The 15,719-nt window shown below is 45.3% G+C and carries 10 protein-coding genes; 7 read left to right on the top strand and 3 right to left on the bottom strand.

Annotation, left to right across the window (positions count from 1 at the left end; genetic code table 11):
• From AC1DP6_RS33135 to AC1DP6_RS33125, 3 genes are all read right to left on the bottom strand, one after another.
• Window positions 1-2,368: Ig-like domain-containing protein (locus AC1DP6_RS33135; protein ID WP_477058708.1), on the bottom strand; the 2,368-nt coding region annotated here is incomplete at its 3' end.
• Window positions 2,369-2,376: 8 nt separating this feature from the next.
• Window positions 2,377-3,546 carry an ABC transporter substrate-binding protein gene (locus AC1DP6_RS33130; RefSeq protein WP_477058707.1) on the bottom strand — a complete coding sequence of 390 codons (1,170 nt, stop codon included), beginning with the start codon at window positions 3,544-3,546 and terminating at the stop codon, window positions 2,377-2,379.
• 34 nt (window positions 3,547-3,580) lie between these two features.
• Window positions 3,581-4,168, bottom strand: coding sequence for a phage tail protein (locus AC1DP6_RS33125; protein ID WP_477058706.1), 588 nt, complete (start codon window positions 4,166-4,168; stop codon window positions 3,581-3,583).
• A 347-nt stretch (window positions 4,169-4,515) separates the two neighbouring features.
• On the opposite strand from AC1DP6_RS33125, the gene AC1DP6_RS33120 reads away from it, so the two are divergent.
• The 7 genes from AC1DP6_RS33120 (at window position 4,516) to AC1DP6_RS33090 (ending at window position 15,719) form a co-directional block, all read left to right on the top strand.
• On the top strand, window positions 4,516-5,784 hold the full coding sequence (locus tag AC1DP6_RS33120) for an amidohydrolase family protein (protein ID WP_477058705.1): 1,269 nt from the start codon (window positions 4,516-4,518) through the stop codon (window positions 5,782-5,784).
• A gap of 144 nt (window positions 5,785-5,928) precedes the next feature.
• Window positions 5,929-6,498 (top strand): hypothetical protein, encoded by a 570-nt coding sequence (locus AC1DP6_RS33115; protein WP_477058704.1) that lies wholly within the window; start codon window positions 5,929-5,931, stop codon window positions 6,496-6,498.
• Between the two features lie 165 nt (window positions 6,499-6,663).
• Entirely contained in the window at window positions 6,664-8,733 is a 2,070-nt protein-coding gene (locus AC1DP6_RS33110; RefSeq protein ID WP_477058703.1) for a carboxy terminal-processing peptidase, read from the top strand.
• A gap of 73 nt (window positions 8,734-8,806) precedes the next feature.
• Window positions 8,807-9,397 carry an RNA polymerase sigma-70 factor gene (locus AC1DP6_RS33105; RefSeq protein ID WP_477027417.1) on the top strand — a complete coding sequence of 197 codons (591 nt, stop codon included), beginning with the start codon at window positions 8,807-8,809 and terminating at the stop codon, window positions 9,395-9,397.
• A gap of 11 nt (window positions 9,398-9,408) precedes the next feature.
• Window positions 9,409-10,530 (top strand): FecR family protein, encoded by a 1,122-nt coding sequence (locus AC1DP6_RS33100; protein WP_477058702.1) that lies wholly within the window; start codon window positions 9,409-9,411, stop codon window positions 10,528-10,530.
• 105 nt (window positions 10,531-10,635) lie between these two features.
• A complete protein-coding gene (locus tag AC1DP6_RS33095) occupies window positions 10,636-14,199 on the top strand; it encodes a SusC/RagA family TonB-linked outer membrane protein (RefSeq protein ID WP_477058701.1) in 3,564 nt (1,187 codons plus the stop codon).
• Window positions 14,200-14,222: 23 nt separating this feature from the next.
• A complete protein-coding gene (locus AC1DP6_RS33090; protein WP_477058700.1) occupies window positions 14,223-15,719 on the top strand; it encodes a RagB/SusD family nutrient uptake outer membrane protein in 1,497 nt (498 codons plus the stop codon).

Raw genomic sequence — 15,719 nt, 5'->3', positions numbered from 1 at the left:
GGGTAATGCCGTCCATATCCAGATCTCCGGCCTGCACTATATAGAGGAAACCTAATGTATCTGTGCCAGTACCGCCCTGATAGGTAGCCTGATGGGTAGTGCCACCAATGGTGATATCGAGTGTAGGCGTACCCGTTACAACGATGGACTCACTGAAATGTGCTTTGAAACGGAGTCCTTCACCAAGATGATAAATGCCGTTGGCAGGAACATCTATAGCTGTAATAGTAGGTGCAGTGCCATCATAAACGCGGCTTAAAATATTGGAGGCCGTATTATTATTGTTACCTACATTCACGGCTACACTTGCCGGTATCTGTATAGTCACAGTACCATCTGCCGTTGGTGTGACGAGTACGGTATATGTAATGTTGTCTGTTGTCTGGAATGCACTTAACGTAGCATTGGTAGCGGTAATATCTCCGACTACAAATCCGGTCACTGCTTCAGTGAAGATAATGGTAGCGGTGAATGGTTGCTTCAGTGGAGAAGTAGCGGTGGTTGTCACCGCTACACCTGGTATGTTTGTATTTACGAGTACACCTGTGGTGTTTACCGCAGGAAGTGTAAGTACTGCGTTGTTACCGGCTGCATCTTTTATAGTACCAGTGAGCGCAGCGCCCAGTGTGATACCATTCATGTCTACATCTCCGGCCTGTACTATGTAGAGAAAGCCTATTGTATCAGTAGCGCTACCACCCTGATAGGTAGCCTGACGTGTGGTGCCGCCGATGGTAATATCCAGTGTAGGCGTACCTGTTACAATGATAGACCCACTGAAATGTGCTTTGAAGCGGAGCCCTTCACCAAGGTGATAAATACCGTTAGCCGGTACATCCATGGATGTGATGGTAGGTGCCGTTTGGTCGAGCGTGATTTGTGCCTGAATAGTTTGCGTATTTCCCGCTGCATCCGTCAATTGCATGTATACGGTTTTGAGTCCGTCACCTGTTGGCAGCGTAAATGCTTTTGTAGCGGCAACTGCTTCATAGGTGGAAAAAGCCACATTGTCTGTGGAAAAGCGCATCTGCGTAGCACCCGACGTTGTAATGCCTAAGGTGACTGCAGTGGCATTGGTAAGAGTGGCGCCACTATTGATCGTAAGCGTTCCCGTAGGAGCGGTTTTGTCAATGGTATAAACATCTCCGGTAGTAAAAGGAACATTACTTACGGTATTTCCCATGTCGGTGCCGGTTACATTCAGACGCAGGGTACCGTCTCCGGTGCCCGTATTGACTGTAACTGTATAAGTAGTGCCACTGCCGGTAACCCCTGAAATAGATGCGCCGGTAACACCACCACTGGTGGTTAATGAAAAGGCAGAAGTGGTAACGCCGGTAGCCGTACCACTGAAGGTTACGGTGTACTGCACGCTTGTAGCATTGGTAGGACTGCTGCCTACTTTTGTAACGCTGCTCACGGAAATAGAAGGACTGGATAATTTTATTACCCGGCCACTTCCGGTGGAAGCCCCATCGTCTACAAAAACATCGCCATGACTGTTGACCGCTAATCCCCACGGATAAAAAGAGAGACTGCCAATCGTCAATCCATTAAAAATTTCAGTACCTGACGCTCCCGTGGTAACAGGAGCCGTATACTTCATAACATGAGCGGCAGTGCCGCTGGTACTTTCTGTTGTATAAAGATTATCCTGAGCATCTATGGCAAGAGAGGAATAGCCTTTTCCGCTGCCCAGAGTGGTGGGAGTATAGCCGGGCGCTGTTAGTTTAATGAGCCGGCCATTAAAGCTATTGTTGGGAAAGTCAGTGATGTAAATATTATTCGCCTGGTCGGTAACAATGCCCCAGGGGTAGGTGCCGGAGCCTACGGCCAGCGGCAGTCCGTTGTAGATAGTTGTTCCTGCACCGGTTAAGTTGGCTGCAGCATATTTTACTACGCGATAGTTAGTCGTTGCGACATCATATTCCAGCGTCAGCAGGTTATTGCTATTATCAACGGTCAACCCGGTGAAGTAACGTCCCGTTTGTATGACAGAGGAGGTATAAGTGCCCGCTGCCAGTTTAATGATCCGCCAGTTACTGCCTGCATCGGGGTCCATAACAAATACATCGCCGGTACTGTTTACCGCGATGCTCCAGGGATACTCTGAGGCGTAGGACAGTCCCTGGTAAATAGCGGTAGGAGTGCCGGTACCATTGGTATACTTTAGCACCTGGTATTTGTCAGTCGCCGAATTATAGGCGGCTATGTAAATATTATCCAGATTGTCTTTCGCGATGGCAGTATAAAACTTACCTGTTTCCAGCACACTGCTGGTATATTGCGCCATCGCTTTATGGGATACAACTGTGCTACCCAATACCCATAAGAGTATGTGTAAAAACCTGATGTAAATTTTTTTCATAGCATTTGTTAAATGCAGAGGAAAGGATTTTGCCATCCCGACACGGTGCCTTCATGGATCACCTCAAACTCCTTCGCATCAAAGCGCATCCCTTTTCCCTGATCAAGAATAATTTTATGAATTTGACTATTGGAAGTGTTAATTTTTATAATGTTGGAGGAAGGCAGTGCAAAGCCGGATAAAGGATAGAAGTTCTTTTCTCCACGGGGCCCTTGTATCACTTCTGTGCGTAGTTGCTGCTTTACTTTTTCCCAATCTTTTTTTCGGGCATGAGGTAACAATTCTTTCCATATTAATCCTGCTTCATAGCCCATCAGGGCGTAGATATTGGCGGGTTGTTTTGCCAGGTTTTCAAATTGTTTTACAAACAATTGGTTGGCCTTGTTTTCATCTTCCCGCATCCAGGAGCGGGAGGTGTACAGTTCAAGGTCTGCATGTTTTACATCTTCGAGAATATCATCATACACCATGGCTTCGTGCACAAGTAATGGTATTTCTTTGTGCAAGCCACTCTGTATCCATTGTTCAAGGAATTTCAGGCCCAGACTTCCGCAGAAAATGGCATGTACATAGGCGGGTCTTTCTTTTTTCCATTTATTAAAAATGGCGGAGGTATCCAGTTTATGAGGATCCTGTGGATCAAATGGAAGTATATTTAACTGGAGGGAAGTACCACCAGCTGCTGCAGTGCCCTGCTGAAAAGTAGTGTTCAGATGATAGCCGGCTTCATACACGGGCATGATCATATGTCCTCCGTCACCAAAAGTGTTCTGCGCCCAATGGCCCAGTGCATATTGCGACTGCCAGAGTTGGTGGGAGGCGTAAAATATATCGGGGCTCAGATAGGGGAAGTGAGGTACATATTCTCCCATATCAAAAAAGAAGGCAGGCTTTTTATCCATCTCTATCAGGGGAACCAGGTCTGGTACTGATTTATAGCTGATAAGACCGGAAAGGATATCTACTCTGTTGAAAAAAAGCAGCTTACGGGCGGCTTCTTCACTGGCTTTTATTCCTCCCATATGTGTAAATTCCGGGATGAACTGAACGGTGCGTTGCCGCACGGGATCAAGTCCCATACCGATTAACCATCCGGTAATCAGGTGATGGGAGAAAAAAGGGTATATACCCGAATAGGGAGTCAGAAACCCTACAGTGAGGGATGGATTTTGGGACATGTTATTTTTGCTCGTAATTTTTTAATAGCTACCCTTAGCTTCTTGAAGGAAAAATACCTTCGAGTGCAATCAGATAAGTCATTGCCAGATAAGGATTCAAAATGGAAATAGGTTGACTGCCACCGCTAATTCCAACGGTGATAGTGCCCGCAACTGCACCGGGTGCAAGTGTGGCGGTGTTGTCCTGAACTGCATAACCTTTAATCGGAGTGGCGGATGGACCACTTCCAATAGAAGGCAGCGTGGCTGGTACCAGGGTTGCGCCAGGGGTGGTGGTCGTACCGGCAGCAGTACTAGCCGATGGGGCTGCCGTCAGACTGAAGGTTGCCTGGTGATTGTGCGCCGGCATGTTGTTCAGGAGAATAGTGGTATTTTCGCTACCTCCTGTTTGACCGATAACATAAGAAGAAAGACCAGGGCCTTGTCCCCAACCAATAGGCGCTCTGCCTCTCAGGTCCGGTAAAGCAAAGGTAGTCACACCATCACCACCATAAGTGGTGCCGAGCAGGGAAAAGAGTGCACTGTTTTGTGCGATAGACATTAGTTGTCCCCAGCAGAGGGCCCAGCCTCTGATGGCGAAATTACCGCCGAATAAAATGACCATTGCGAGGTACGGTTCCATAACGAATAGTATAAAGGTTAGAGAATAATGACAGGGATTATCTGAAGCTAACTATCACATTATTTCCCGGGAAGGAAATAGTCAGGCTCTCTTGAGGATTTCAACGACTAAGGGTAAAATTTTATTAATTATTAATAGAATTAAAGTGTGTACTTGATAAAGATAGGATTTTCCATTTAATAAAATACCGGGAATTCTCCCGTGGTTAGGATTCCTGTACTGCGGTCCTATTTCAGTGGGATAGCAATTGCACGAAAAGATAAATTCATAGGAATGCAATAGGAACACTATCTGATTTTTATAAAATGTTTTTTATACATATATTTAAAATTGAACAAGGGGGAAATATGAAATTTAACACACGGCTCATTCATTGGTTAACCTTTCTTACCTGTCTGCTATTTGCTGGCATAACAAATGCCCAAATCACCATCATCAAAGCAGGACATGTTTTTGATGCCCGAACCGGTAAAATGTTGCCCCAACAGATCATCGTGGTAAAGGATGGTAAAATTCAGCAAATGGGTGCCCATATACCTTATACCGCAACAGATAAGATTAAGATAATAGATCTGTCAGATTCATGGGTGCTTCCGGGATTGATGGACTGCCATGTTCACATGACGGTAGCATTTCCTTATAAGAAAGTAGCCATTGAACATATGTATGTAACTGAAAGCACTGCCTTACGTGCACTGCGTGGTGCACATAATGCGGAGATACTGCTGGCGAACGGATTTACTACAATAAAGGAAATTGGTAATGATGGCAACTATGCCTCCGCAGATGTCATCAAGGCGATTAAGAAAGGATGGATAGGGGGCCCTACCATTTTCTACGCAGGAAAAATCATTAGTCCTTATGGCGGACAAACCGCTACTGATATTGAACATGAACATTTATGGGAGTATGAATATTTAGATGCCAACAGCCCGGACGAAATCCGGAAAGCCGTCAGGAAAAATATCTACTACGGGGCGAATGTGATTAAGCTGGTGACAGATTCTTACGCTTATCATTATAGCCAGGCAGAAATTGAGGCTGCTGTCAGCGAAGCAAAAAGTGCGGGTATGAAGGTAACCGTTCATGTGCAGGGAGGAGAAGCCGCTAAAAATGTGATTCTCGGTGGAGCAGCGGCAATTGAACATGGAGTGGAACTGGATGATGAGTTGTTGCGTTTAATGAAATCCAAAGGCACCTTTTTAGTCGGAACCGATCTTTCCGTCAATAATAGTTTAACCTATGGCATAGATACGGTTACAGCGCTGAAATATTATCAGTTAAATATCGACCGGCTGAAACGTGCCTATAAAATCGGTACTCCGATGGCGTTTGGATCCGATATCATTATTGATATCCCGGGAAAAGACAGGGCACAGACGATACTGGAAGTGCTACAGACGTGGAAAGATGCGCAAATTCCAAATGACTATATCCTGCAGTGTATGACCATTCATGCAGCAACATTGTTGGGCATAGAAAAAGAAAGAGGCATCATAGCACCCACATTTTTTGCTGATATAATTGCAGTGAAAACAAATCCCCTGGACACTATTGATGCAATAAAACATACCAGTTTTGTGATGAAAGAAGGAAAAGTAATCCGTCAGGATTAATGGAAGAGGTATGAATGTGTAGCTGGGACAGCTGGCACATTGCTGCTGTTTTGCAGCAGAAATACCGTATTTTTAAGATGAATCTGTAACAATAGCTTAGCTATGCATGCCGGACGCCGTTACCTGTCAATATAAAATAAGATCATGTACCTTATAAAAATAGGTTGCCTGCTGGCCGCTTTTTTCTCACTTCATCCTCCACTGTTTTCACAGGATACTACTGCGCTGATCCTGAAAGATATCCGGAATAAATGCCAGCAGGTCAATGCAGGCAAACCTGCTTACAGGAAAGTAGAGGCGGACCCGTCACAAACTTCGGAAGGGGGAGAAGCAATGGGCTATTTTAATAAAGGTAGTATCGTACTGATAGAGGAGCGCATGTATTGGGAGAGCGGGAAGTCCCGGAGATCTATCTATTATAATAACGGATTACCTGTTTTTATCTTTTTGCAGGCAAGTACCTACAATGTTCCATACTATGATTCTACATTTAATAGCAAACTTACTAAAGTAACGGAAGACAGGTCCTATTTCTATAAAGGTAAAATGATCCGTTGGATAGATGCCAAGAAGAAAGTCTTTTCTGCCAGAGATAGCATGTATGCTGAAAAAGAAGCAGGCGCTTTAAGTCTTGCTAAAGAATTATATGATAAGGTACTGGCGGCAGACACTTCTAAAAAGGTGTTGCCGCCTGGCAAGCCCCGGACTAAATAATTATCGTGGCCAACGTCTGCCTGTTTTATCGGGACAGGCTCATAAACATATTGCTACAGGCATAGTATAATTTTTTACTCCTCTTCACCCTTTTTTACACCTGCATTGCCTTAATAAGGGAACATTACCCGCCGGGTAATATTTACAAACCGTAATTATTCTGATATGAGCATTGCTAAATATGGGCTTTTCCTGCTGCTGCCCGCAGTGGGCTTCACTTCTTTTGCCGCCTCCCGAACAGACGGAGAGGTGGATGTCAACCGGAAGAACGTAATACGCCTGGTGATGAAGCGCATCAAAAATCAACACTATGCACCGAAACCGGTAGATGATAATTTTTCAAGGACGATCTGGCAGAACTACCTCAAAGCATTGGATGGCAACAAGAATACGCTCTTGAAAAGTGATGTGGAAAGTTTACGTAAATATGAAACGCTGATTGATGATGAACTGGAAAACCCTTCCCTGGAGTATTTCAATGCCATCTATACCGTGTCTATGCAACGTTTGAATGAATTGACGGTGATATACAGGGACCTGCTTTCAAAGCCGATGGATTTCAGCAAAAAAGAAACCATACAACCCGATCGCAGCAAGGCGGACTTTCCCGCTGATGAAGCGGCTCGCCGGGAAGTATGGCGTAAGAGCCTGAAATATTCCGTGTTGAAAAAAATGCTGGAGCTGCAGCAGGTCGATAAAACGAAAAGTGATGCGGTGGCGGAAAGAGAAGCCAGGGCCGCTGTGCTGTTGTCAACGGATGGATTATTTAAAAACCTCCTCGGCAGCAACGCACCTGATGATCGTTTTAGTGCTTACATGAATACGATCACGCTGGAAATGGATCCGCATACGTCTTATTTGGCTCCTGTGGATGCGGGAATCCGTGATGCGCAGATGGCGCACCGCTACTATGGTCTTGGCCTGGAGCTAACTTCCAAAGACGGTACTATCCTAATAAAAAGAGTGTTGTCTGGGGGAACCGCCGATGCCAGTGGCTTACTGCAACCGGAAGATTGTATACTTCGGTTGAGCGATGCTGCCGGTAAAATGGTAGACATCAGTGGCATGAGCATCCTCGACGTATCCAGGATGATCCGCGGTGAAAAGGGGACAACCCTGAAACTGTTGGTGCGCAAGTCTTCCGGCGGTGAAAAAGAAATGACCCTCACCCGTGGCGAAATTGTAGAAACAGAAAACGCTGCTAAAAGTGCGGTGATAGAAAAGAATGGTCAAAAGATCGGCTACCTGTTGCTGCGTGAGTTTTACCGGGATTTCAAAAGGGTGGATGGTGCGCAATGTGCGGTGGATATGGCCAAAGAAATCATGAAATTAAAAGCGGAGAAAGTCGATGGTATTGTAGTGGATCTCCGCGGCAACCCTGGTGGATCGCTGGATGAAGTAGTAAAAATTACCGGCTTTTTTGTAAAAACCGGCCCGGTGGTATTAGGCAGGGATAAAGACCATATACAAAATTACGCCATTGAGAATGGCGATCGAACGCTCTATGATGGCCCATTGGCAGTGATGGTAGATGAAAGCAGCGCGTCTGCATCTGAAATATTTGCGGCCGCCATCCAGGATTACAAACGGGGCATCGTGGTAGGAAGTCCTTCTTCCTACGGTAAAGGCACTATGCAGGAAAGTTTGCCGATGGGTAAGCTGGGAGATGTGACTAAAGGCATTCCTGACATCAGCTACGGTACGCTGGCCCTGACCATCAAAAAATTTTATCGTATCAATGGCACCACCACGCAGCTGAACGGTGTTATACCGGACGTGATTTTCCCCAGCAGAAGAATCTATCAGAAGATCCGGGAGAGGGATAATGCCAGCGCATTGGTATGTGATACCATTGAAAGTGCCTGGTTTATAAAATCGCCCGTAGCAGCTGTTTTGCCGGGTGTAATTGAAAAGGCCAACCTGCAAATCAGCCAGGATAGCACGTTAAATGAAGTGAAGCGGGAAGTGGAATGGCTCAAAGTAAATGAAGCACCGGTATTCAGTTTGCAGAAAAATGTCTTTAAAAAACAACTGAGCGATATCCAGTCACATAATAATGCGATCGATTCGGCCCTGAAATTAACTGCCGGCAAACAATTAAAAATAAGTGCCACGCCAATAGACAAGCCATCACCGGACAAAATTGCCCGGAACCAGGAGTGGCTCAATACCTGCAGTACAGATGTATATCTCAGCAGAACAGTAGATATCCTGACTGATTTTTCAGGTAAATAGCCGGATGAAATGAATAAATGCAGATTTTAGTCTATTTTGTGCGTTGATTAATTATGGGGGGCGCCAACGGGCTATGTATCAACCAAATTCAATAGAGCCGGCTTCATTTGAAGAGTTATTCCGACTACATTATTCTTTTTTATGCGCAACAGCTTATTATGTGGTAGAGGATGAAGATGCTGCGAAGGACATTGTGCAGGACTTTTTCCTTTATTGCTGGGATAAGCGGTTTATGATTCAGATTACGCAAAATTTTAAAAGTTATGCCACCCGCGCTGTACGCAATGCATGTTTAAACTATCTGAAAAAGAACGGTAAAATTGTTTTTGGTGATCCGCTTACATTAGCAGAAGAAACACCGCAATTGCCGGAAGACGATAAAGAACAGGAAGAGATTCGAAATGCCGCCCTATGGGCGGCTATCGGTCGTTTACCTATACAGCGGCAGCGCATTTTTTTACTCAGCAACCGCGATGGACTGAAGTACAAGGAAATAGGGGAGCAGTTAGATATCTCGGTAAATACCGTTAAAACACAAATCAAATTAGCTTATCAATACCTCCGGAAAGAGTGTGAATGGATGGTCATTTATATTGCCGTTTTATTTTTTTTAAAACAAATAATGATTTGCCTTCACCCTTTTTTTAAATACGGTTGCCTTTAATACAGATCGTTATGGATACACCAGATAAGGACATCAATTGGGATAAACTGCTATCGGCATTGGAGGATGGCAATACGACGCCTTTGAATGAAGAAGAGGCGGCCATGTTGCGTGCTGCCAGAGAAATGAAGGATAGGGTAAAGGTAGGGGCTAAATTTCCCACAGAAGAAGGATGGCAGCATTTTGTAATAGCAAAGGAAGCGCGGAAGATGAAAATGATCTGGCGCAGGAGAATAGCTGTAGCCGCTGCTGCCGCTGCACTACTGATCACCGCGGGCGTGTGGAGCTGGCAACAGCGTACACCAAAGCCGCAGGTAGCTGCTATCAGCAAAGCTGATCAGCCGGCCGTAACACAGGTACAATTAGTCATGTCTAATGGTAAAACCATTACGCTGGGTAATAACGCCCCCATTACGCAGGATAATAATGGCACACAGGTACAGGTAGATAGTACCGGTATCGTATACCAGGCAGGCCGCAATAAGCATGTGGTGAATGCGATGGATACCCTACATGTACCCAGGGGAAACCAGATCCGCATAGCGCTGTCTGATGAAACTGGGGTATGGGTAAATGCAGATTCCAAACTGGTTTATCCTGCTACTTTTAACGGGGATACGCGGGAGGTATGGGTACAGGGAGAAGCTTACTTTGACGTGGCACCCAATGCGCAGCAACCTTTTGTGGTGCATGCCGGAAGTACAAGCGTACAGGTACTCGGAACATCGTTTAATATCAGCACTTATGTGACGATACAAACTACGCTGACCAGTGGCAAAGTAAGTGTCAGCGCGGGTAAGGAGAAGGCAGTATTGTTGCCGGGACGGCAGTCATCTTACAATGTAGCTACCGGTAATTTACAACAGCAATCTGTTGAAACCAGGATCTTCACCGCCTGGAAAGACGGAGATATTTATTTCGAAGAAACCAATTTATCGGATATACTGAACGGCCTTGGCCGCAGCTTTGACTACGATTTTAAGTTCGAGGATACTACTTTGGAAAAGTTGAATATTACTTTGGATATGCATAAACCAGCAACATTACAACCGGTACTGGAGCATATCAGGCTAACTATTGGGAATATAAAATTTCGCGTACAGGGTAGAACGGTATTTGTGAGCCGGCCCTGAGTACAGCGAAACAGGAACATGAAAGAAGTATGTAGAAACACTGCATTACGCCACACTTATGCGTAGCTGCGGGCAGGCAGTTTAAATCTTTAATATCAAACCAAAATGAAAAAAATGTTGGGCTTACCTTCATTCAGGAAGGGTATGCAGGGCCATGCCATGTGCTTATTGCTGCTGTCCTTTTTGCTGGTTATTTCGAATGTAGCACAAGGGCAGAATTCCGGCATCCTGAACAAACCGGTGGTGTATCATGCCAGTAAACAGCCGTTGTCGAAGGTATTAAAGGAAATACGTACACTCACGAATGTACGTTTCACCTACAACAATGATGCGATCCGAAAGCAAGGGCTGGTAACAGTAGACCAGAAAACAGGTACGCTGGAACAGCTGTTGAAACTGATCCTCCTGAATACAGGACTGGACTTTGCTGAAGACCTGGGAGGAATTGTTATTTATCCGCAGAATCCTATAGAGTCTGTGAGTATAAGCATTTCTTTCCTGGTCACCGGGCAGGTCACCAATTCGAACAATGAACCCTTGCAAGGCGCCACCGTACAGGCGCTGGGTTCAAAGGACGGAACGGTGACCACCCGCGACGGCGTTTTTTCTATGATGGTGACGGACAAAGAACAATTACGTGTGTCCTTACTGGGTATGAAGCCGGTTGTATATACGTCTAAGGCCAATGCAGGGTTTGTGAAAATTGTGTTGGATACCGCCGCCCAGGCTATCCAGGAGGTGGTGGTAAACGGGTACCAGAAGATAGATGCCCGTATGTCTACTGCTTCCGTATTTAAGCTGACAGCGGCGGAACTGATGCAGCCGGGACAGCCCAGCATTGATAAAATGCTGCAGGGCAAAGTGCCCGGGCTAATGCTCCTCAACAATTCAGGTGGCGTAAATGCCCGGCCTACTATCCGTGTGCGGGGTACCTCCACCTTCGTGGGTAACGCCAGCCCTTTATGGGTAATAGATGATGTGATAAGACCTGATCCGGTAGATATATCAGCAAGCCAGTTAAACAACGTGGTATCAGATGCGCAGGGTGGCAACTTTTCACTGATAGGAAACGCCATCAGCGGATTAAATCCTTACGATGTGGAAAGTATCACTTTTCTGAAAGATGCTGCCGCTACCGCTATCTATGGGGTCCGTGCTGCTAATGGCGTCATTGTGGTTACCACAAAAAGAGGTAAAGCAGGGCCTATGCAGGTGAGCTATAATAACAGTTTTTCTTTCCAGCAACGTCCTTCATATAGCAATTTACACCTGATGAATTCCAAACAAAGAGTGGCGCTTTCACAGGAATTGCTGGACGATGGCATTTTGTTTAATAGCGCTGCAAACGGATTCAAGGAAGATGTTAGTTATGAAGGATTATTGCAGTCCTTCTTTGCCCATAAACTTACGAATGCTGAATTTAAAAAGGCGGTGAACAACCTGGAAACCAGGAATACAGACTGGTTTAAAGTATTATTCCGGAATTCATTCAACATGACGCACGCCATTAATATGAGTGGTGGAAATGGAAAAACAACCTATTACGCTTCGTTAAATTATACGGATAGTAAAGGTGCCGCGCAACTGGATACCCGGAAGATGTATACAGCGAATATCGCACTTCATACTGAAATGGGTAAACGGCTGGCGGTGGATTTCAGGTTAACAGGCGGTTACAGTAAATCAGGAGGCTATTTTAATGGCATTAATCCATTAACCTATGCGTTGCAAACCAATCGCGCCACCAGTGAAAAAGACGTGTATCCGTTACTCGCAGGTATCTATACAACACAGCCGTTTCCCGGGCCCATTACTTTTAATATGCTGAAAGAAATATCCCAGACGGAAAATAACGCCAGTACCAGGTCTTTGATAGCCAATCTGGGATTGAGTTATAAAATTGCGAATGGGTTGTTTCTCAGAAATACGACCAGCGCTACATTGGATGCATCAGAATCCATGACGGCGGCTTATGAAGGAAGCAGCTATGTAGGCGCAAAACGTGGCTGGGATTGGGATTTTAAACCTACGGATTTACAGTTGGCAGCTTCCTATCTGCCTTACGGTGGCCTGGCCAGCCTGGCCAATCAAAATTCAATGACGGTATCTGTACGCAATATACTGGAGTATAACCGATCCTTTTTTAAAGAACGCGACCAGTTTATTGTCACGCTGGGAAATGAGATTACTTCTACACAAATGAAAGGTGTATCCTCCACAGAACCCGGATATTTTCCGGATCGTGGCCAGAGCTTTTTTGCTACTGATTTAAGCAGGCGGCAATTGAGCAGGTATAGTATTACCAATGGTGTCACCAATACGCTGTCTATGTTTAGTACGGCGGTTTACAGTATTAATAATAAATACGTAGTAAGCGGCATTCTCAGAACAGATGGGTCTAACAGATTTGGGCAATACTCCAACGCCAAATTTTTACCCAACTTCGGGCTCTCCGCCAGGTGGAATGTAACAAATGAGCACTGGCTCCAAACCAGCAGATTGATCAGTGGCCTGGATCTGAGGGCATCTTTCGGTACACAGGGCAATGTGGTAAGTTCAGTGGGACCGGAGTTAATCGCTATGTATCCTACGACGGGACAGGTTGATCCGCTTACCGGCATCCCTTTTCTGGGCATCAAAAGTTTGCCCTACCCCGATTTACGCTGGGAAAAAACATATCAATGGAATTTCGGAGCAGATCTTTCTTTGTTTAACAGCCGGGTAAATCTTACCGTAGATTATTATGCCAAGAAAAGTAAAGACCTCCTCGTGAAAAAGAGCATTGCTGATGAGTATGGGATGGAAAGTATGTATAAAAACGGAGGCACGCTCTTAAACCAGGGGATCGAGATGCAGGTACGGGTGGAGGTGATCCGCCGGAAATATACCAGTCTCTCCTTCAATTTTGTGAACAGTCGGAACATTAATACCATACAGGAACACGATTTTACCAATAGCTATGTCGCCTACCTGGATGGATCTGCTTTTGTTCCCGGCAGGCCGGTGAGTGCATTTTATTCCTATGCTTATAAAGGATTGAGTTCAACAACCGGGTTACCATTATTTAATCAACAGGATCTTAAAGACCGGGTAGATTCATTGGCTTCTTACCTGGTTTATTCGGGTCAGTTGCACCCCGTATTTAGTGGAGGATTTTCGGCAGCGTTCAGGTATAAAAGTTTTTCTGTAAATGCCGATTTCTATTATGCCCTGGGAAGTCAAAAAAGGCTGGACCCTTTATTTATGGAAGACCGGACGGGAGATGGTGTACCAACCCCTTTTACGAATGTAAAGGAAGAACTTTCTCAACGCTGGCGCAAACCAGGTGATGAGAAATATACAAATGTACCGGCCATCAGGGATGTTTCTGCTGGTTTAACCACTAGTGGACTTGGAATGAATGTATATCAAGCGTATAACCGCTCAGACTTACGCGTAGTGAATAATAGTTTTCTCCGCTGTCGGGGTATGCAGTTTAACTATATGGTACCAGCGGCTTTTTACAAACGGGCCGGTATAAAAGGGCTTACCACAGGGCTTTTTGTCAGTAATCTGTTTACCATCGCCAGCAAAAAGCTGAATGGACAGGACCCCGAAATTGACGGTGTGGGATCCACTGCATTGCCCGTTACGAGGCAATACGGGTTTAACATGAACCTGAATTTTTAGTACTGACATTTAAAAAAAGAAGTATGAAGAAAATTATAGTGATCACTTTATTGGCACTGAGCTCCATTTCATGCAAGAAGTTTTTGGAAGAGCGCTCACAAACGGATGTGATTCCCAAAACAACGAAAAATTTTGGAGAGATTTTATATACAAATGGTTATCCTACCACCTCCACTTACCTGCAGCCCTATATAAACCTGATGGATGATGATATCCAGTGCTATAACGGGCCTATGCTGGCCGATGCACAGGGAACCGTTGTAGGGAATGCAGGCGCTTTTCAATGGCAGCCGGACTTTATTGATGTATGTACGGCAGCCGGAAGTCCGGATACTAAATTTTTCAATTCATGGAAATCATATTATCAACTGCTTTTAGGGGTTAATGTGGCATTGCAGTACATGGATAATTCCGTTGGCAATGCTACAGAAAAAGCCATGTATAAAGGGGAAGCATTTGCACTCAGGGCTTTCTATCATTTTATGCTGGTGAACCTGTATGCGAAGCCATATAACGACTCTACCACTACTCCGGACAAGAGCCCCGGTATTCCATTGCGGTTATCTGCAAATCTGTCGGAAGATTTACCTGCCAGAAGCTCTGTAAAAGAAGTATATGCACAGGTGACAGCAGATCTGGATAGCGCCATTAATTTGCTGGAACAAGGAAGGGTGGATCAGCCATTATATCGTATCAACCATGTGGCGRCACACCTGCTGGCAAGCCGCGTGTATCTGTATATGGAGAATTGGGAGAAGGCGATAGCTCATGCGGATTATGTACTGGCTTATCATCCGCAGTTAGTAGACCTGAATAATTGGGGAGATGTGATCGATCCAAACGAGAAACCGGTGTTGGGGCTACAGAGTCCGGAAAGCATCTGGTGCTATGGACAGCAGCGGGAAACATTTCCGGACGGAACGGAAACAGCATATGACATTTCCCCTGATCTGGCCAGTTGCTTTGAGGCCAATGACCTCCGGAGTAGCATCTATTATATACAAACGCCAGATTTCTTAAAGGATTTTGTGGCATCTTCATTTATATATTTCAAAAGCTATCCCAGCCCAGTAGTGTATGCAAATCTGGGTTCTTCCTGGCGTAGTTCAGAAGCTTATCTGAATCGCGCAGAAGCCTATATCCAGGTGTATAAAACTAAAGGAGACGCTGCTGCTGCCGGAGAAGCGCTGAAAAGCCTGAATATACTCCGGGCAAAAAGGATCGATAAAAACAGTTTTACCAACTGGACCCAGCAACCGGCGGATGTGTTACTGACGAAGTGCCGCACAGAGCGCAGACGTGAATTATTCAGGGAATGTGGTCATCGTTGGTTTGACCTGAGAAGATATGGGATGCCGGCTATAAAACACACTTTTGCGCCTGGTATTTACACTACTACTGAATACGAGTTGCCCAAACGGGATCCACAATATGTGCTTCCCATTCCCAATGAAACACTATTGAAAAATATGTCGCTCAAACAAAATCCGCAATTGGGTAGCCACCGGTTACCGCGCTGA

The organism is Chitinophaga sp. 01L420 (assembly GCF_056399985.1).
The sequence above is the reverse complement of the archived record's forward strand: the minus strand, read 5'-3'. Positions and strand labels throughout refer to the sequence as shown.